The organism is Ottowia cancrivicina (genome assembly GCF_029813755.1).
Classification (GTDB): domain Bacteria; phylum Pseudomonadota; class Gammaproteobacteria; order Burkholderiales; family Burkholderiaceae_C; genus Ottowia; species Ottowia massiliensis.
Genome location: NZ_JARVII010000038.1, coordinates 1 through 18,578, shown reverse-complemented (window position 1 = coordinate 18,578; position 18,578 = coordinate 1). Strand labels below are relative to the sequence as shown.

General features: G+C 65.8%; 16 protein-coding genes, 2 tRNA genes and 2 pseudogenes. 17 read left to right on the top strand and 3 right to left on the bottom strand.

Annotated elements, in window-relative coordinates; translation table 11 throughout:
* Window positions 1-428 precede the first annotated feature (428 nt).
* From pgsA to QB898_RS12365, 5 genes are all read left to right on the top strand, one after another.
* On the top strand, window positions 429-1,016 hold the full coding sequence (pgsA, locus tag QB898_RS12385) for a CDP-diacylglycerol--glycerol-3-phosphate 3-phosphatidyltransferase (RefSeq protein ID WP_279525202.1): 588 nt from the start codon (window positions 429-431) through the stop codon (window positions 1,014-1,016).
* 191 nt (window positions 1,017-1,207) lie between these two features.
* A complete protein-coding gene (locus QB898_RS12380) occupies window positions 1,208-1,480 on the top strand; it encodes an HU family DNA-binding protein (RefSeq protein ID WP_487345375.1) in 273 nt (90 codons plus the stop codon).
* A gap of 58 nt (window positions 1,481-1,538) precedes the next feature.
* A tRNA-Val gene (locus QB898_RS12375) sits at window positions 1,539-1,614 on the top strand.
* A gap of 73 nt (window positions 1,615-1,687) precedes the next feature.
* The gene (locus tag QB898_RS12370; protein ID WP_279525201.1) at window positions 1,688-3,628 is read left to right on the top strand and encodes a SurA N-terminal domain-containing protein; all 1,941 of its coding nucleotides are present in this window, start codon (window positions 1,688-1,690) and stop codon (window positions 3,626-3,628) included.
* Between the two features lie 30 nt (window positions 3,629-3,658).
* Window positions 3,659-3,734 (top strand) — tRNA-His (locus tag QB898_RS12365).
* A 48-nt stretch (window positions 3,735-3,782) separates the two neighbouring features.
* On the opposite strand, the gene QB898_RS12360 is transcribed toward QB898_RS12365, so the two are convergent.
* Window positions 3,783-4,052, bottom strand: a complete 270-nt coding sequence (locus QB898_RS12360) for a hypothetical protein (RefSeq protein ID WP_279525200.1) — start codon at window positions 4,050-4,052, stop codon at window positions 3,783-3,785.
* A 39-nt stretch (window positions 4,053-4,091) separates the two neighbouring features.
* Window positions 4,092-4,307, bottom strand: coding sequence for a hypothetical protein (locus tag QB898_RS12355; RefSeq protein WP_279525199.1), 216 nt, complete (start codon window positions 4,305-4,307; stop codon window positions 4,092-4,094).
* A gap of 609 nt (window positions 4,308-4,916) precedes the next feature.
* Between QB898_RS12355 and QB898_RS12350 the strand changes: the two genes are divergently transcribed.
* The 12 genes and pseudogenes from QB898_RS12350 (at window position 4,917) to QB898_RS12300 (ending at window position 16,214) form a co-directional block, all read left to right on the top strand.
* Window positions 4,917-5,756 (top strand): polysaccharide deacetylase family protein, encoded by an 840-nt coding sequence (locus QB898_RS12350; protein ID WP_279525198.1) that lies wholly within the window; start codon window positions 4,917-4,919, stop codon window positions 5,754-5,756.
* Window positions 5,753-6,529 carry a class I SAM-dependent methyltransferase gene (locus tag QB898_RS12345; RefSeq protein ID WP_279525197.1) on the top strand — a complete coding sequence of 259 codons (777 nt, stop codon included), beginning with the start codon at window positions 5,753-5,755 and terminating at the stop codon, window positions 6,527-6,529. The genes QB898_RS12350 and QB898_RS12345 overlap by 4 nt, the downstream gene beginning before the upstream one ends.
* A gap of 17 nt (window positions 6,530-6,546) precedes the next feature.
* The gene (locus tag QB898_RS12340; RefSeq protein WP_428982825.1) at window positions 6,547-7,788 is read left to right on the top strand and encodes a beta-ketoacyl-[acyl-carrier-protein] synthase family protein; all 1,242 of its coding nucleotides are present in this window, start codon (window positions 6,547-6,549) and stop codon (window positions 7,786-7,788) included.
* Window positions 7,782-8,681, top strand: a complete 900-nt coding sequence (locus tag QB898_RS12335; protein WP_279525195.1) for a beta-ketoacyl synthase chain length factor — start codon at window positions 7,782-7,784, stop codon at window positions 8,679-8,681. Before QB898_RS12340 ends, QB898_RS12335 begins: the two co-directional genes overlap by 7 nt.
* Window positions 8,678-9,205 (top strand): ApeP family dehydratase, encoded by a 528-nt coding sequence (locus QB898_RS12330; protein WP_279525194.1) that lies wholly within the window; start codon window positions 8,678-8,680, stop codon window positions 9,203-9,205. The genes QB898_RS12335 and QB898_RS12330 overlap by 4 nt, the downstream gene beginning before the upstream one ends.
* Window positions 9,206-9,212: 7 nt before the next feature.
* Window positions 9,213-9,986, top strand: a complete 774-nt coding sequence (gene fabG / locus QB898_RS12325) for a 3-oxoacyl-ACP reductase FabG (RefSeq protein ID WP_279525193.1) — start codon at window positions 9,213-9,215, stop codon at window positions 9,984-9,986.
* Window positions 9,987-10,418: 432 nt separating this feature from the next.
* Window positions 10,419-10,520: pseudogene (locus QB898_RS13500) on the top strand (IS5/IS1182 family transposase); the annotation flags it as partial.
* A 2-nt stretch (window positions 10,521-10,522) separates the two neighbouring features.
* Window positions 10,523-10,690, top strand: coding sequence for a hypothetical protein (locus QB898_RS12320; protein WP_279525192.1), 168 nt, complete (start codon window positions 10,523-10,525; stop codon window positions 10,688-10,690).
* 507 nt (window positions 10,691-11,197) lie between these two features.
* Complete coding sequence (gene murI / locus QB898_RS12315) at window positions 11,198-12,097, top strand: glutamate racemase (RefSeq protein WP_279525191.1); 900 nt, start codon at window positions 11,198-11,200, stop codon at window positions 12,095-12,097.
* An 8-nt stretch (window positions 12,098-12,105) separates the two neighbouring features.
* Complete coding sequence (gene dnaG / locus QB898_RS12310; protein WP_279525190.1) at window positions 12,106-13,986, top strand: DNA primase; 1,881 nt, start codon at window positions 12,106-12,108, stop codon at window positions 13,984-13,986.
* A 127-nt stretch (window positions 13,987-14,113) separates the two neighbouring features.
* A pseudogene (locus QB898_RS12305) lies at window positions 14,114-15,006 on the top strand (class I SAM-dependent methyltransferase).
* 383 nt (window positions 15,007-15,389) lie between these two features.
* Window positions 15,390-16,214 (top strand): M90 family metallopeptidase, encoded by an 825-nt coding sequence (locus tag QB898_RS12300; RefSeq protein WP_279525189.1) that lies wholly within the window; start codon window positions 15,390-15,392, stop codon window positions 16,212-16,214.
* 322 nt (window positions 16,215-16,536) lie between these two features.
* Here the strand turns inward: QB898_RS12300 and QB898_RS12295 are convergent, their stop codons facing one another.
* Complete coding sequence (locus QB898_RS12295) at window positions 16,537-17,559, bottom strand: class 1 fructose-bisphosphatase (RefSeq protein WP_279525188.1); 1,023 nt, start codon at window positions 17,557-17,559, stop codon at window positions 16,537-16,539.
* Between the last annotated feature and the right edge of the window lie 1,019 nt (window positions 17,560-18,578).

Sequence of the window (18,578 nt, the reverse complement as noted above, 5' to 3'; positions counted from 1 at the left end):
GTAGTTCTTGGGAAGCGCAAGTCACTGGCAACCTGTGGCTTGCACATGGAAGATGGCGTTGATCATGTCCCGGGCGCTGTGCGCCCGGGGTCTGCTTGCGCGTTTACCTGTCGGAAAGCGCTTTTGCATTCCACTGTTCATCGGTCATGTCACTTGGATACATGACGATAGTTTGCTGCAAATTCTCTCTTTGAGGAAAGCCAAAAGTTGTTGGACAAGGCTTTCCACTGGCAGTCAATGCGCTGCAGCTACAGTGCAAAACGCATCGTACAGCCCCAATTCACTGCGTGGCACTGTTTTCTTGCAAGCGCTCTTCCTCTCCAAATCAATTACTATTTTTTTGATAGTAATGACGGAGTGTGTTTCATCGCCAGAGATAGCGATTTGCCCATCTGTCGCCTGCTGCCCGCGTGCCACAATCGCCTGCCATGTTTCTCACGATTCCCACCCTGCTGACTTGGGCGCGCATTTTTCTCATACCGCTCATCGTAGGTGTGTTCTATCTGCCGCTGCCGGAAGCTGTATGTAACCTGCTGGCTACGGGGCTGTTCATGCTGTGTGCCTTCACCGACTGGCTGGACGGCTTTCTGGCCCGCAGGCTGGGGCAGACCTCGGCTTTTGGCGCTTTTCTCGACCCGGTCGCGGATAAATTCCTCGTATGCGCCTGCGTGCTGGTGCTGGTGCATTTGCAGCGAGCCGACATTTTCATTGCGCTCATCATCGTGGGCCGTGAAATTGCCATTTCCGCCTTGCGTGAGTGGATGGCGCAAATTGGCGCGAGCAAAAGCGTGGCTGTGCACATGGCAGGCAAGCTGAAAACGGCCGCGCAAATGGCCGCCATTGCGCTGCTGCTGTATGACGGCGCGCTCTGGAGCTTGAACGCCCGCTGGTGGGGCACGCTGCTGCTCTGGGCAGCAGCGGTGCTGACCATCTGGTCCATGGCCTACTACCTGCAACGTTCCGTGCCCGAAATCCGCAAGCGCGCGTTGCAAAACGGCCAACACAAGAACACATAAATATACGTTCTGAAGCAAATAATTGAAGTTGCGTCATGAGGTCTGAAGCCTGCGTCTAGAATCAGTTTGACTGTCTGCCAGCCCCGCCACAGGGCCAGTGCAAGGGCAGGAAAACGCGATGGCGCGGCCCCTTTGCGGCCCCGCGCACCCACCTACCAAACAAACCATGCCATCTGACCCAGAGGTCGTCCGTGAACAAGACAGAACTGATTGAGCACATCTCGCAGCATGCAGATATTTCCAAGGCCGCAGCCACCCGCGCCCTGGAAGCCACGATAGATGCCGTGCGAGCCACCTTGCGCAAAGGCGACACGGTTTCGATCGTGGGCTTTGGCACTTTCGCCGTGAGCAAGCGCGCCGCGCGCACGGGGCGTAACCCAAGAACCGGCTCCGCCATCAAGATCAAGCCAGCCCGCGTGCCCAAATTCCGTCCGGGCAAGGCGCTCAAGGACGCGCTCAATTAACGCGCGAAAAAAACGCGCACATTTCAGGCAGAATATGCCGTTTCCTTCCTGCAAGCGGGGGTGCTTAGCTCAGTTGGTAGAGCGGCGCCCTTACAAGGCGTAGGTCGGGGGTTCGAACCCCTCAGCACCCACCACCCGCATTCACACAAAGGCGAACACCCCCGTTCGCCTTTTTTGTTTCAGATCCAGCTCCAGGAATTTCCGGCCATGTTCGACTTTTTCAGGCATCACATGAAATTTTTCATGTGGCTGCTGTTCATCCTGATCATTCCTTCGTTTGTGCTGTTCGGCATTGAAGGCTACACGCGCTTCAATGAAAACGCGCGGGTGGTGGCCACGGTCGATGGGCACAACATCACCCAGCAGCAGTGGGACCAGGCGCATCACCAGCAGGTGGACCGCATCACTTCAGCCAACCCCAGCGTAGATGTCAGCCTGCTGGACACGCCGCAGATGCGCCGCATCACGCTGGAGCAGATGCTGCGCGAGCGCGTCATGGCCGTGGCTGCGCAGAAAATGCGCCTGGTCACCACAGACAAGCGCCTGGCCAGGCAGCTTCGTGAAGACCCCTTCATCGCTTCCCTGCGCTCAGCGGATGGCCAGCTTGACATGGCCCGCTACCGTGAGGTGCTCGCGCGCCAGGGCATGACGCCAGAAATGTTCGAAAACAGCGTGCGCGCCGACCTTTCCGCCCGCCAGGTGCTGGCGGGCGTGACGCAAAGCGGCTTCGCGCTGCCCGCGCAGGTTGCTCCCGTGATGGATGCCTTCCTGGAGCAGCGCCAGGTGCAGATTCTCAGCCTGCCCGCTTCCGGCTATGCCAAGCAGTTTCAGCCCACGGACGCCGAGTTGCAGACCTTCTATGACAGCCACCTGAGCGACTACCAGGCGCCCGAAGCGGTGGACATCGAATTCGTGGTGCTGGATGCAGACGCCATGAAAAAGCAGGCCAGCATCAGCGATGACGACCTGAAAGCCTATTACGACAACAACCAGGCCACACTGGGTTCGCCTGAAGAGCGCCGCGCCAGCCACATCCTTGTCGCCGCCGACAAGAGCGCGCCTGCCGCCGAGCGCGAAAAAGCCAAGGCCGAAGCCGAAAAGCTGCTGGATGAAGTGCGCAAGAACCCCGCCGTCTTCGCTGAAGTAGCCAAGCGCGCCTCGCAAGACGATGCCAGCGCCGCCCATGGAGGCGACCTGGGCTTCTTCCGCAAAGACAGGGGCATAGAACCCGCGATTGCCGAAGCCGCCTTCGCGCTGGCCCACAAAGGCGATATCAGCGGCGTGGTGGAAAGCGACTATGGCTACCACATCGTTCATCTCACCGATCTCAAACCCGCCGACGTGCCAGCCTTCGACAAGGTGAAAGACCAGCTCAAGGAGCAGCTGCTCGCCGAGCAGGCGCAGAAACTGGCCGCCGAGCATGGCGAAGCCTTCCGCAACGATGTGTACGAGCAGCCCGACAGCCTGCAACCCGTGGCCGAGAAGCTCAAACTGAACATCCAGACGGCCACCAACGTCACCCGCACCGTGCAGCCAGACGCCATCGTCAAGCCCCTGGCCAATGCCAAATTCCTCTCCGCCCTCTTCGCGCCTGATTCGCTGGAGCGCAAGAACAACACCGAAGCCATCGAATTCGCTCCTGGCCAGCTTGTGGCAGGCCGCGTTGTCAAGCACACGCCCGCCCATCCACGCCCGTTTGACGAAGTGAAAACCGCCGTGCGCGAGCGCCTGATTGCCGAACGCGCCGCCGAAGCCGCCCGCAAGGAAGGCACGGAAAAACTTGCCGCCTGGAAAGCCAAGCCCGAAGAAGCCAAGGGCCTGCCCGCCGCCATCACCCTCTCGCGCGAAGAAACGCACGATCTGCCCGCCGCCGTGGTTGAAGGCGTGCTGCGCGCTGATGCCAGCGCCTTGCCCGCCTTCATCGGCGTCGATCTGGGCGAGCAGGGCTACACCCTGGCGCGCATTGAAAAAATCGTGCCCCGCTCGGAAACCAAGACTGAAGTTGCCCAGCAGATGCGCCAGCAATACGACATAGCCTGGGGAGCGGCGGAAGCGCTGGCCTATTACGAGCTGCTCAAGCAGCGCTTCAAGGCCCGCATCCTGGTGGAAGAACCCAAGAGCGCTGCGTCAGAAGAAGCCGGGCGTTGAAACCCCCGCTATAATTTGCCGTTTTACGTGGTGGCTGTAGCTCAGTTGGTAGAGTCCCAGATTGTGATTCTGGTCGTCGTGGGTTCGAGTCCCATCAGCCACCCCAGCTTTTCATGAAAACGCCGCCTTCGGGCGGCGTTTTTTTCGTCCAGGCCTAGGGCCTGTTGAGAATTGCCGCGACTGAATCACAGCCAAAGCCAGATAAACCGCAGCCTTGAAGCTGGCGTCGATCGGGTCTTTGTGAGATCACGATTGGCACGCCTTGCGCTTGTAATGGCTCTATCTGCCATTGGACACCAAACGCTTTGTCCGCCAGCAGCGCCCCAAACTTTTGGTTCCGGATCAGTTCCTGGCCCCCTTTGCTGGCGTGCCGCTGGCCTGGCATCAGCACGAACTTGAACAGATTGACCGGCGCATCGCACAAGGCCCGTATCCTGGCGCTCACGCCCCCCGAGTGAGTGGCCTATGGCCTGGCTTCGAGTCCCGCGTCCGGGCTATGACGGCGCATTTTCACGATCATGGCATTGGCCATGGCGTATTGCATATCCGGCTGGCCGCTGAGCACATCAAAGCGTTCTTGCCAGATACCGGTCTTGACCCCGTCGCGAAAGCGCTTGAAGACGGTGTTGCATTTGCCAAATTCTTCGAGCCAATCGCGCCAGGGGCTGTCTGTGCACACGATTCACGGCACGACCTCTGCAAACCAAGCGCCTGTTCGCGCCTCTTGGCCCTGCATCGCCAGGCTTGCCCAGGCAGTGCGAGGCCATCAGTACCTACTGCTTGTCGCTCAATACTCATCTTTCCATGGCGGAATTGCTGCACAAGAGGAAGATTCTCAACAGGCCCTAGCGTCTGGCCATGGTCTGTCCATGCAATGAGTCCGGAACGGGCAAGACGCTGCCAACGAATGCGCAAGACTGAATGCCAGAGGACGAAAGCGCGAAGCCATTCTTGCTCTTTTATCCATAGCAATAGGTCCTAGTGGAAACTGCGCTGAATGGCATTTCTGCTGCTTCAATTAGCTCCTGTTTTTGATGCCGCCTGGCCCGTGAGGCATGCCAGGTTTGTGGCGCGGGCGGGCAGGAACCCGCCGCTTCATCCATTCCGCAAGTCAGTTGCGAACGGAGGCGCCCGGCCCCGGAGCCTTGGCGCAGGCTGGCTTCGCGGCTCCTTTCCTGAAGCGGTTTCCACGCGCCTTCGCTCCCTGGCCCAACAAGGGGGCTGAAACATAATTGCCGCCATGAGTGCGAACGCAACAGAAGAAATGCCCGTGAGGCCCATCAGGCGCATGCGAGTGCCGTGGAAACCCGCGCCTGCGCTGCAAGCCTCGGCCTGGCTGCACCTGCTGGGGCTGGGGGCCGTGGCGGCCCTGCCGCAGAGCTGGCCCGCCTGGCTGGGCGTGCTGCTGGCCAACCATGCAGCGCTGGCAGGCGTGGGGCTGTGGCCGCGCAGCCAGGGGCTGGGGCCGAACCTCACGCGCCTGCCGCCGCAGGCCGCCGCGCGCGGCGAAGTGGCGCTGACGTTTGACGACGGCCCCCATCCGGAAGTCACGCCCCGCGTGCTGGATTTGCTGGACGAAGCGCGCATGCGCGCCACTTTCTTTTGCGTGGGCGAGCGCGTGCGCCGCCATGCCGCCCTGGCGCGCGAGATGACGCGGCGCGGCCATGTCATTGAAAACCACACCGAAACGCACCCGCATGCTTTTTCCGTTTACGGCTGGCGGCGCATGTCGCGCCAGGTGGCGCAGGCGCAGGCCAGCATCGGCTCGGTGACGGGGCGTGCGCCGCAGTTCTTCCGCGCCGTGGCGGGGCTGCGCAATCCGCTGCTGGACCCCATCTTGCACCGGCAGGGCCTGTTGCTGGCTTCATGGACGCGCCGTGGCTACGACACGCGCTGCGCCGACGCTGGCGTGGTCACGGCGCGCCTGACGCGCGGTTTGGCTGCGGGCGACGTGCTGCTGCTGCATGACGGCAACTCCGCCCTTGCGCCCGACGGGCAGCCCGTGGTGCTGGCCGTGCTGCCGCGCCTGTTGCAGGCCCTGCGCGGCCAGCGCCTGCGCAGCGTGCCGCTGAACGAGGCTTTCAAGGGCGGCGAAGCCGTCTGTCCGCTGGACAAGGTGGCGGCATGAGCGGTCTGCATGATGCTTTCACGCCAGACGAGCGCGCCTTGCAGCGCGCGCTGGTGGATGCGGCCAGCCAGCGTTTTCGCGCAGGCGGGCGCTTTGCCTGGCATTTCGCACGCGGCAAGCTGAGCGGCGATCCCATGTTTCTGGCCTTGCTGCGCATGGGCGCGCTGCCGCCGCAGGCGCAAGACTTTCTGGATCTGGGCTGCGGCCAGGCCGTGCTGGCTGCGTGGCTGCTGGCTGCGCGCGACCGCTTTGAATCCGGCGCGTGGCCCGCAGGCTGGCCCGAGCCGCCGCGCGTGCGCCGCCTGCGCGCGCTGGAGCTGATGCCCGCCGACGTGGCGCGCGGGCAGGCCGCCTTCCGCGCGTCAGGCGACGAGGAGCGCGTGAGCGTGGAGCAGGCCGATATCTGCCAGGCCGCTTTCGGCGAGGCCGCCGTGGATGTGGTGACCATTCTTGACGTGCTGCATTACATGCCCTTGCAGCAGCAAGACGATGTGCTGCGCCGCGCGCGCGCCGCCTTGCGCCCCGGCGGCACGCTGGCGCTGCGCGTGGGCGACGCGGCAGGCGGCCTGCGCTTCAGGCTCAGCCTGTGGGCCGACCAGCTGGTGACGCTGGCGCGCGGCCACGGCCTGGCGCGCCTGCACGCGCGGCCCCTGGACGAATGGGCGGCGGCGCTGCGCGCGCTGGGCCTTGCGGTGCAAACCGCGCCTACGCCGGGCGGGCTGCCTTTTGCCAACACCTTTCTTATCGCCCGCGCGCCAGCTTCTCCAGCATGACGCAAGCCCTTTCTCCCATTAAGCCGCTGGCCGTGAGCGCCATGACGGCCACCACCGCCCTGGGTGCGGGCTGCCAGCCGCTGCTGGCCGCCTTGCGGGCCGGGCGCAGCGGCCTGAAGCCATGCGACTTTGAAACCGCCCGCCTGCCCACCTGGATAGGCGAAGCGCCGGGCATCGACGGCGCCACACTGCCTGCCGCGCTGGCCGCCTACGACTGCCGCAACCAGCGCCTGGCCTGGCTGGGCCTGCAAGCCGATGGCTTTTTGCAAGCGGCGCGCGCGGCCATCGCCCGCTATGGCGCGGACCGCGTGGCGCTGGCGCTGGGCACCAGCACCTCCGGCATTCTTTCCACCGAGCTGGCCTACCGCGAGCGCGGGGCCGATGGCGCGCTGCCCGCCTGGTTCGACTACCGCGCCACGCACAACACGGGGTCGCTCACGGCCTTCGTGCGCGAGGCGCTGGGCCTGCGCGGCCCGGCGCTCACCCTTTCCACGGCCTGCTCTTCTTCGGCCAAGGTATTCGCCGCCGCCCAGCGGATGATGGCCGCCGGGCTGGCGGATGCGGCCATTGTGGGCGGCGTGGATTCCATGTGCCTGACCACGCTGTACGGCTTTGCCTCCTTGCAGCTGACGGCGCCCGAACCCTGCCGCCCGTGCGACGCGCAGCGGCAGGGTCTGTCCATCGGCGAGGCGGCGGCCTTCGCGCTGCTGGAGCGGCCCGGCGCGGCCAGCGGCGATGCGGATGGCGCGGGCGGCGTCATGCTCGCCGGCTGGGGCGAATCCAGCGATGCGCACCACATGTCATCGCCCCACCCCGAAGGCGCGGGCGCGCGCGCAGCCATGCGGCAGGCGCTGGAGCGCGCGGGACTGCGGCCCGCCGACATCGGCTACATCAACCTGCACGGCACCGCCACGCAGGCCAACGACGCCGCCGAGGCCGCCGCCATCAGCGCGCTGTTCGGTCCCGGCCGCGCGGGCAGCGGCGTGCCGTGCAGCTCCACCAAGGGCATGACGGGCCACACGCTGGGCGCGGCCGGCGCGGTGGAAGCCGTGATCTGCGCGCTGGCCCTGCGCCACGGCCTGCTGCCTGCCAGCGTAGGCACGCGCCAGCCTGATGCAGCGCTGGCGCTGAACGTGGTGATGCAGCCCGCGCCCGCGCCCGTGCTGCGCCACGCGCTATCCAACTCCTTCGGCTTTGGCGGCAGTAATGCCAGCCTGGTTTTTTCTCTTTCACGCCCTGACGGGGAGGCCGCATGCTGAATGCGTGGATTGAAGGCATTGGCCTGCTCGGCCCCGGCCTGGACGGCTGGCCGCAGGCGCTGGCCGTGCTGCGCGGCGAGGCGGGCTGGGCCCATGCGCCCGCCGCTCTGCCCGCGCCCGAGCTGCTGCCCGCCGCCGAGCGCCGCCGCGCCAGCCGCATCGTCAAGGCCACGCTGGCGGCGGGCCTGCAAGCCTGCCGCCAGGCCGGGCGCGACCCCGCCAGCCTGCCCGGCGTGTTCGCCAGCTCCGGCGGCGACGGCCACAACTGCCACGCCATCTGCGAGCTGCTGGCAGGCGAAGACCGGCAGGTCTCGCCCACGCGCTTTCACAACTCGGTGCACAACGCTGCCGCTGGCTACTGGTCAATCGCCACCGGCGCCACGCCCGCTTCGCAAACGCTCAGCGCCCACGACGCCAGCTTTGCCGCCGGCCTGCTGGAAGCCATGGCACAAGTGGCCACCGGCGGCCAGCCCGTACTGCTGCTGGCCAGCGACAGCGACCACCCCGAGCCGCTGCGCGCCTGCCGCCCCGTGCCCGACGCCAGCGCGCTGGCGCTGGTGCTGGCCCCTGCGCCTGGCCCGTGCGCGCTGGCCCGCCTCAGCCTGCCCTGCCGGGGCGCGCTGGCCGAGGGCGTTGCCGACACCGTGCAATCCGTCACGGCCCGTACCGATGCCGCGCTGGCCGCCCGCCTGCAAGCCTTATCCAGCATGGCCGCCGCCCTGCCGCCCTGGCTGGGCCTGCCGCTGCTGGCGGCGCTGGCCGCGCCCGCTGCGGCAGGCCGCACCCGGCCCCACGTCCAACCCCAAGCCCAGCCCGTGGCGCTGACCTACCTGCCGCCGCAAGTGCTGCGCGTTGAGATCACGCCGCTGGCTGCCAGCCCCGCCGCGCCATGAACACTGACAGCACCGGCTGCTTTTTCAACGCCGCCGCAGGCCAGGGCCACGGCTGGATCGCCGCCCGCGTGCCCCACCAGGGCCGCATGTGCCTCTTGGACAGCGTGCTTCAAGCCAGCGAAAACGGCCTGCTGTGCGCCGCCGACAGCCACCGCGACCCCGGCAACCCCTTGCGCCAGCAAGGCCGCCTGGGCGCAGCCTGCGGCATTGAATACGCCGGGCAGGCCATGGCCCTGCACGGCGCGCTGCTGGCCGAAGCCCAAGGCCATGCCGCGCCCGCTGGCGGCATGCTGGTGAGCGTGCGCGCTGTCACCTTCCACGCCGCGCGGCTGGACGGCGTGGCCGCCCGCCTGCTCGTGAACGTGCTTTCTGACGCTGTCAGCGGCCCCACGCGCCTGTACCGCTTTACCCTCCATGCCGAAAACATTCACGCCGGAAACATTCAGGCCGAAAGCGGCCCGCTTCTGCTGCAAGGCCGCGCCGTGGTGCAGCTGACGCCGCCGCGCGCCCCCAGCGTTCCCTGACACCTCCATGACCGCCGCCCGCACTCCCGCCGCCGTTTCATCCACCGTCTCATCCACACCCCGCCGCGCCCTCGTCACCGGCGCCAGCGGCGCCATCGGCAGCGCCATCGCCCGCGCCCTGGCCGCACAGGGCCTGCACGTGCTGGCCCACGCCAACACGCGCCTGGATGCCGCCGAAGCGTTGGCCGCCAGCATCCGCGCCGCAGGCGGCAGCGCCGAAGCCCTGGCTTTTGACGTAACCGACGCCGCCGCCAGCGCCGACGCGCTGCAACAGGCGCTGGCGAGCGGCCCCATTCAGGTGCTCATCAGCAACGCAGGCGCGCATGACGACGCCGTTTTTGCCGGCATGAGCGCCGCGCAGTGGCAGCGCGTGATCGACGTGAACCTCAACGGTTTTTTTAACGTGGCCCAGCCCCTCATGCTGCCCATGCTGCGCGCGCGCTGGGGCCGCATCATCGCCATCACCTCCGTGGCCGGACAGGCCGGCAACCGCGGCCAGACCAACTACGCCGCCGCCAAAGGCGCGCTGCACGCCGCCGTAAAAACCCTCGCCCTCGAATGCGCCAGCCGGGGCGTCACCGTCAATGCCGTTGCCCCCGGCATCATCGCCAGCGACATGTCCGCCCGTGCCTTTGACGAAGACGCCATCCGCCGCCTCGTGCCCATGCAGCGCGCGGGCCAGCCGCAGGAAGTGGCCGACCTCGTCGCCTTCCTCGCCAGCGACCGCGCCGCCTACATCAGCGGCCAGACCATCGGCATCAATGGCGCGCTGTACCAGTAGGGGCCTGTCCGTGGCTGCAAAAGAAAAGCGCGGACTCGGGCGGTCTGCGGCGTTGCAAATCCTCGCCGGGCCGCAAAGCCCGTCTGCGCCTTGCAGCCTGCCCCGATCTGCCGCCTTCACGGCCAGGCTCTGAACAGGCGCCAAGCCCGCCAGCGCACGCGTTCCGTTCACGAGCCAGCCTCTATTCGCTCTTTAATTCATAGCGTAATGTCTTGGTGGAACGAGCGCAAAGCGGTATTTGAAGCCTTTCAATTCGCTCCTGTTTTTGATATATCCAGACAGGCCCGGCCCGCAGGCGTGCCGCACAAGCCGCTTTCGTTTAGGGCCTGTTGAGAATCTTCCTGTTGTGCAGCAATTCCGCCATGAAAAGATGAGTATTGAGCGACAAGCAGTGGGCACTGATGGCCCCGAACTGCTTGGGCAAGCCTGGCGATGCAGGGCCAAGAGGCGCGAACAGGCGCTTGGTTTGCAGAGGCCGCGCTGTGGATCGTGCGCGCAGGCAGCCCCTGGCGCGATTGGCTCGAAGAATTTGGCAAATGCAACACCGTCTTCAAGCGCTTTCACGACGGGGTCAAGGCCGGTATCTGGCAAAACGCTTTGATGCGGTCAGCGGCCAGCCGGATATGCAATACGCCATGGCCGACGCCACGATCGTGAAAGTGCACCGTCACGGCTCGGGCGCGGGACTCGAAGCCAGGCCATAGGCCACTCACTCGGGGGGCGTGAGCGCCAGGATACGGGCCTTGTGCGATGCGCCGGCAATCTGCTCAAGTCCGCTCTGATGACGGGCCAGCGGCACGCCAGCAAAGGGGGCCAGGAACTGATCCGGAACTGGCTTTGGCTGTGATTCAGTCTCGGTCACCCGGTCATTAGCAGGCCCTATTCAAACGTGTACGGTCCGGAGCAAGGCGCGGACCGCTGCGAGCTTGCTCTCTGCGTGGCTTCTCCGCGTGCCTGTTTGCTGCTGGCCTCAGAACCTGAGCTTGGCTGTGAAGGCAAAGGCTCAGGAGTCGGGATGGGTTGCAAGGCCCAAGAGCGCCCGAGACCAGGCCCCGTCCGCGCTTTCCGCCCTCACGGACAGACTTTGGACAAGTTCTCATGCGCCAGCGCGGCATGCCGGCTCCAAGTGCAGCGCTCGTAAACTGCCAGGCTGCGCGCGCCCTGGCCTTTCTGCCCCGCTTTTTCTCCGCCTTCTCCCCCGTCTTTTCGTCATGCCTTCCGCCACGTTTCCGGCCCAGTGCCATCAGCCCATCGGGGTGTTTGACAGCGGCGTGGGCGGCCTTTCGGTTTTGCGCGCCTTGCGCGCGCAACTGCCGCATGAGCACTTCATTTATGTGGCCGACAGCGCTTACGCCCCGTATGGCGAAAAAGGCAGCGCCTTCGTGGCCGCGCGCTGCCTGGCCATTGCGCGCGAGCTGGTGGAAGACCACAGCGCCAAGGCGCTGGTGATTGCATGCAACACGGCCACGGCGGCGGGCGCTGATGCACTGCGGGCGCGCTGGCCGCAGTGGCCCATCGTGGGCATTGAACCGGCGCTCAAACCGGCGGCGGCGCGCACGCGCACGCAGTGCGTGGGGGTGCTGGCCACGCGCGGCACGCTGCAAAGCGCGCGCTTTGCGCGCCTGCTGGCCGCGCAACCGCCGCAAGTGCGCTTTGTTTTGCAGCCGTGCGACGGGCTGGCCGATGCCATCGAGCAAGAGGCCGCCCTGCCCGATGGCGGGCTGCATGCAGGCCGCGCGGATGCGCTGATCGCCCGCTACCTGGCCGCGCTGGGGCCGCTGGGGCCGCAGCCCGGCGCGATCGACACGCTGGTGCTGGGCTGCACGCATTACCCGCTGGCCGAGGCCGCCTGGCGGCGGCACGCGGGCCTGAAGGCAAAGGCGGATGAAGGCGAGAGCGAAAACGAAAGCGCGGATGCCGTGGCGCTGCTGGAGCCAGGCCCGCCCGTGGCCCGCCACGCGCGCCGCCTGCTGGCAGCGGCCGGCCTGCTCAACCCCGGCCCGGCCCCCGGCACGGTGCGGCTGCTGGCCACGGGCAGCGCGGCGGCCTTGCTGGCGGCGGCGCAGCGGCTGAATCTGGCTGCGGCTGAATCAGCGCCAGACACGGCTTGAGGCGCAGCATGGCCATTGCCCAGTCATTCATTCAGGAGCTGCTGGCCCGCGCCGACGTGGTGGAGGTGGTGGGCCGCTACGTGCAGCTGAAAAAAAGCGGCGCCAATTTCATGGGCCTGTGCCCGTTTCACGCCGAGAAAACGCCCTCTTTCAGCGTCAGCCCCGCCAAACAGTTCTATCACTGCTTCAGCTGCGGCAAGCACGGCGACGCCATCAACTTTCTGATGGAGCACACCGGCGCGAGCTTTACCGAGGCCGTGCACGAGCTGGCCCAGCAGTGCGGCCTGTCCGTGCCCGAAGACACGCGCAGCCCGCAAGAAAAAGCGCGCGACGCGCAGCAAAGCCAGCGCCGCGCCACGCTCTCGCAAGTGCTGGCGCGCGCCAGCCAGGCCTACCGCCAGCGCTTGAAAGACGCGCCGCGCGCCATCGGCTACCTGAAAAAACGCGGCCTCACCGGCCAGATCGCCAGCCGCTTTGCCCTGGGCTACGCGCCCGAAGGCTGGCGCACGCTGGCGGGCGTTTTTCCCGACTACGCCGATCCGCTGCTGGTGGAAAGCGGCCTGGTCATCGCCGGTGAGGGCGAAGGCGGGCCAGAGCGCCGGTATGACCGCTTTCGCGACCGCATCATGTTCCCCATCCGCTCTGTCAAAGGCGAAGTCATTGGCTTTGGCGCGCGCGTGCTGGGCAACGAAAAGCCCAAATACCTCAACTCGCCCGAAACCCCCGTCTTTCACAAAGGCAGCGAGCTGTATGGCCTGTATGAAGCGCGCGCCGCCCTGCGCGAAAAAGGCTATGCGCTGGTGGTGGAAGGCTATATGGACGTGGTGGCGCTGGCCCAGCTGGGCTTTGCCAATGCCGTGGCCACGCTGGGCACCGCCTGCACGCCGCAGCACGTGCAAAAGCTCTTTCGCTTCACCGCCAGCGTGGTTTTCAGCTTTGACGGCGACGCCGCAGGCCAGCGCGCGGCGCACAAGGCGCTGCAAGCGGCCTTGCCCTACGCCAGCGACACGCGCAGCGTGAAATTCCTCTTTCTGCCCGGCGGGCACGACCCCGACAGCTTCATCCGCACCGAAGGCGCCCAGGCCTTTGCCGCCGCCGTGGCCGCCGCCGAGCCGCTCTCGCGTTTCTTGCTGCAAGCCGCCGCCCAGGACTGCGACATGGACAGCGCCGAAGGGCGCGCCCGCTTTGCCGCCCAGGCCCGCCCCTTGTGGCAGCAACTGCCCGCCGGGGCGCTGGCGCAGCAAATCCTGGCCGGCATCGCCCAGCAAACGCACATCGACGCGCGCGAACTGGCACAGCTTTGGGGCCAGAGCCGCAGCGCATCAGGCGCATCAGGCACACACGCCCGCAGCGCCCCATCGCCTGGGCCAGGCCAACGCCCCTGGCGCGGCAGCGCAGGCGGGCCGGATGAGCGCTGGCATGACCGCCGCCATGACGGCTGGCATGACGAAGACTGGCCAAACAGCGCCGCCCGCCTTCGCGCCGCCCCGGCCAGCCGCGCCAGCCGCGCCCTGCAAATCGTGCTCACCGACCCTGCCGCCTGGCCCGCCTTGGGCGAGCCAGACCAGCACCTGCTTTGCAGCCAGCCCGCCCCCCACGGCCCGCTTTTTGCCTGGCTCGACAGGCAATTTCACGAACACGGCCCCCAGCCCTGGGCCGCCCTGCGCCAGGCCCTGCGCGGCCACCCGCTGGAAGCGGCCGCCGTGCACGAAGTGCAAACCCTGCTCGCGCTCGAAGGCATCGCCAGCGACCGTGACGACTTGCAAAGCGTGCTGCGCGGCGCGCGCGTGGAAGACATCAAGCGCCGCATGGACGCCGCCCTGGCCGCCAGCGACATGCAGGCCTACCGCCAGCTCATGGCCGAACTGGGGCAGCTGCGCGGTGGGTGAAAGCCCACCAGCCCATCCGGCCGCCACTTTGTGAACGGCCACTTTGAACAGGTTTTCAGAACTTTATGCTCTGGAACCAAGAGCAAAAACGCCCAAAAACGCCCAAAAACGCCTTCCCGCGCACACCATGACTTCATCACGCAAAACCAAGGCGGCGCTTCAGGCCGCGCCTGATTTGCATGCCCAGCTGGGCTTGCGCCCCGGCCAGTCCATCGAGCTGCTCAAGGAGCTGCACATCCTGACCCGCGATGGGCGGCTCAATCAGGACTCGCGGCGCAAGCTCAAGCAGGTCAATCACCTGCTGCAATTCATTGAAAAAGTGCGGCAAGAGCTGCCGCCGCGCGAAGGCGGCCTGCTGCTGGCCGACCACGGCGCGGGCAAGTCGTATCTGGGTTTCATGCTGTATGACCTGTGGCGACAAGGCACGAGCCGGGGCGCGAACTGGGGCATTTGTATGGCATTGAAACCCGCGCTGATCTGGTGGAGCGCTCGCGCGAGCTGGCCGCGCGCCTGGGCTTTGAGCGCATGAGCTTCATCAACACAAGCGCCGCCGAGTCTGCGGCCAGCGCCGCGCTGCCGGATGTGTTTGACGTGGTGACGGCCCTGCACGCTTGCGACACCGCCACGGATGACGCCATTGCGTTTGCCCTGCGCAAGCAGGCCCGCGCCATCGTGCTGGCCCCTTGCTGCCAGGCCGAAGTGGCCGCGCGGCTGCGCATGAACAAGGCGCTGCAACTGGCGCGCACGCCGCTGGCCGAGCTGTGGCGCCATCCCTTGCATACGCGCGAGATGGGCAGCCAGCTCACCAACGTGCTGCGCTGCCTCTACCTTGAATCGCAGGGCTACGCCGTCACGGTGACCGAGCTGGTCGGCTGGGAGCACAGCATGAAAAACGAGCTGATCATCGCCATGTGGACGGGCCACAAAAAGCGCAGCGCCGCCGAGCGCCTGCAAGCGCTGCTGGCGCAGTTTGGCCTGGAGGCTTTGCTGGCCGAGCGCTTTTCCGCCTTGCGGGTTTGAGAACCTGTTCAAAGGGGAAGGCGGGCGGGTGTTACGCTTCAAAAAAAGAAGCGAATTCAAAGGCATTGAAAATGGCTTCTGCGCTCATTTCACTAGGACCTCATGCTACGGATAAAGGAGCTAAATTCGCACCTGCCAAAGCGGTGTATTCCTGATGGCTGGGACGCAGGCCGGAAGGTGAAAAAGGCCCCGGCAGCAGCGCTGGCTCCACGCATGCCAGCGCTGGGCGCTCTCTGAACTTTTTTGAAGACACAGGCGCGCCCGGGTGCGGCGGAGGAACGTTCGCGGCGGCCTTTTGCGGCGCGCCAGCCCTCTTGAAGCCGCGCGCGGCGCTCGCACCTGCCGGGGTTTCCATTGCCGCGTTTTCCCGCGTTTTGCCGCTCATGCCCCATTGGCTTGCACGGCTGGCCGCCCGGCTTTGCAGGCTGGGGCAGCCAGCGCCTATTCCTGACGATCTTTGGCGGGCCACGCTGCTGGGCCACCGCTTTTTGGCGCGGCTGCTGCCGCATGAGCAGGCGCGGCTGCGGCGGCTGGCCGCGCATTTTCTGGCGCAAAAAGAGTTCACGGGCGCGCATGGCCTGCAAGTGACGGACGGCATGGCCGTGGCCGTGGCGGCGCAGGCCTGTTTGCCGCTGCTGCATCTGGGCGGCGCGCGGCGGCCAGAGCAGGCGCTGGCGCTGTATGACGACTTTGTGGGCATCGTGCTCCAGCCGGGGCCGGCCATTGCCCCGCGCCAGCGGCAGGACGAGGCCGGCGTGGTGCACCGCTACGCCGAAACGCTGCTGGGCGAGGCCATGCCAGGCGGCCCGGTGATGCTGAGCTGGCCCGACGTGGCCGCCGCTGACGCGCAGGCCCTGCGCGGCTCCAACGTCGTCATCCATGAATTCGCCCACAAGATCGACATGCACGCCGGCCCGGCTGATGGCTGCCCGCCCCTGCCCGCAGGCTTCATGGGCGCGCGTTCAGCGCGCGAAGGCCGCCTGCACTGGCATGCGGTGTGGCAAGGCGCCTATGAGCGGTTTTGCGAGCGGCTGGCGCTGGCGGAGCGCTTTGGCGCGCCCGCGCCCTGGCTGGATGCCTATGCGGCGCACTCGCCGCCAGAGTTTTTTGCAGTGGCCTGCGAGGCGCATTTCACCGCGCCGGAGCGCTTTGCGCTTGAGCATCCCGATCTCGCGGCCGCGCTCAAGGCGGCGTTTCGCCAGCCTTGAGCTGTTCGCAAGCCGTCTGCGGACGCGAAAACGCGGACACGGACGCTTTTTGGGCCTTGCGGCCCATCCCGATTTCCTGGCTTTTGCGCTGCACGGCCAGATGGCAAACAGACTCTCGCCCCTTGGAGCGCGCAGTGATGGTTGCGGGCCGGATCTGAGGCGCCAAGCGCGGCAGGGGCGGGTGACGGGCGCCGTGAAGCAGCGTGATTTATGCTCCTCCATCCATAGCGTTATGTCCTAGTGAAAAGGGCGCAAAAGCCATTTTCAGCCCCTTGAATTCGCTCCTTTTTCAGAAGCGAAAAGCCGCCTGCCCCAGCCTGGGTCAGCCTTGGGTCTGGCCCGCTTGCTGGTGGTAGCGCGTGACGCGCTCCACTTCGTTTTTGCTGCCGAGAATGACGCTCACGCGCTCGTGCAGCTTTTGCGGCTGCACGTCAAGAATGCGCTGGCGGCCATTGGTGGCCGCGCCGCCGGCCTGTTCGATGAGCCAGGCCATGGGGTTGGCCTCGTACATCAGGCGCAGCTTGCCGGGCTTGTCCGGCTCGCGCTGGTCCCACGGGTACATGAAGATGCCGCCGCGCGTCATGATGCGGTGCACGTCGGCCACCATGCTGGCAATCCAGCGCATGTTGAAGTCCTTGCCGCGCGGGCCATCCTTGCCTTGCAGGCATTCGTCGATGTAGCGGCGCACGGGCGCGTCCCAGTGGCGCATGTTGCTCATGTTGATGGCGAATTCGTGCGTGTCTTCGGGAATGCGCAGGTTGTCTTGCGTGAGAACGAAGCTGCCTTGCTCGCGGTCCAGCGTGAAGGAGGCCACGCCGTCGCCCACGGTGAGCACCAGCGTGGTTTGCGGGCCGTAGATGCAGTAGCCCGCCGCCACCTGGCGGCTGCCGGACTGGAGAAAGTCATTCTCTTGCACGCTGCGGCTTTCTTCGGGCATGTGCAGCACGCTGAAGATGGTGCCAATGCTCACGTTCACCTCGATGTTGCTGGAGCCGTCCAGCGGATCGAACAGCAGCAGGTATTCGCCCTGCGGGTAGCGGTTGGGCACCACGTGGATGCTCTCCATCTCTTCGCTGGCCATGGCGGCCAGGTGGCCGCCCCATTCGTTGGCCTCAATCAGCACTTCGTTGGCGATGATGTCGAGCTTTTTCTGCACTTCGCCCTGCACGTTCTCGCTGCCTGCGCTGCCCAGCACGCCGCCCACGGCGCCTTTGTTGATGGCCAGGCTGATGCGCTTGCACGCGCGCGCCACCACTTCGATCAGCAGGCGCAAATGCGCGGGAATGTGCCCGTCCACCCGCTGCTTTTCAACGAGATAGCGGGTCAGGGAAATGGTCTTGCTCATGGTTGGGATTCCTCAGGTTGTACGGAGCGGGCCGCCTGGCGGCGCTCCAGTTTGTTCAAGCCGGTTTCGGCCTGGCGCTGCTGTGCCAGCACGCCCGGCAGAGACCAGGTTCAGCGCGGCGCCATGCTTTTGCGCGGCTTGTGCAATGCGCAGGCGCTTCTGCAAAAACTGGCCAGCTTGCGCAAAGGCTTGCAGCTCACAGGCGTTTTGCGCCAGGTCTAGCGCCAGCTCGCCCGCCCGCGCGCAACGCCTGCGCCTCAAAGCTGCCGCGCCGCTGCCGAGACGGCCAGCGGGCCAGCAAGGCAATGCTCCAGCGGGCAGCAGATAAGCAGGCATGGAAAAAAACAGGCAGCAGAAGACAGGCGAAAAGTCGGACGATTTTGCAACGGCCGCAGCGGCGGCCCGCGCTGCCAGCAAAGAGCAAACGGCCCCCAAGCGCCTGCCGCCCTGGGCGCTTCAGCGCAGGAGCTGCGTGCGCCACGCCCCGCCAGCGCGGCAAACGCGGTGAATGGGCATGCCGCTCCATCAATCAAACAAGGCCAGCATATTGTTTGATGTGGACGGACTGTTTTAAAAGCGGCCTGAATTGAAACGGCCTGAAAGGCGTTGCGCTCCATGCGGAAAAAAGTTTTCGATCTTCAGAAAACGCATATTCCAATGGCTTCAGCCTATCAGCGCTAATGGCAATATATTCTTGCGGGCCACAAATCACGAGAATGACAAGCTTTCTGGGTATTTGTCTGCGAACATTGCGTTTCTAGATACGGCATGACGGCGATCCTGAATGCCATTTATGGCGCTTGCCAGCGGTGGAATCTGCCCCATCAAACTGTGTGAGCATTACTAACGCAACGGGCGTTGCAGAGGGCGGCGGCGAGTTTTGGGAACGGCACACCTGATTGATATGGCAAAGACTGCCATGCGCGGCTTACGATGGATTCCGCTATTTAAACGAGTGACCACTTACGGAAAGGAGCGAAGCGATGCAACTGGAACATTTGTCAATCGACGGGCGGCGC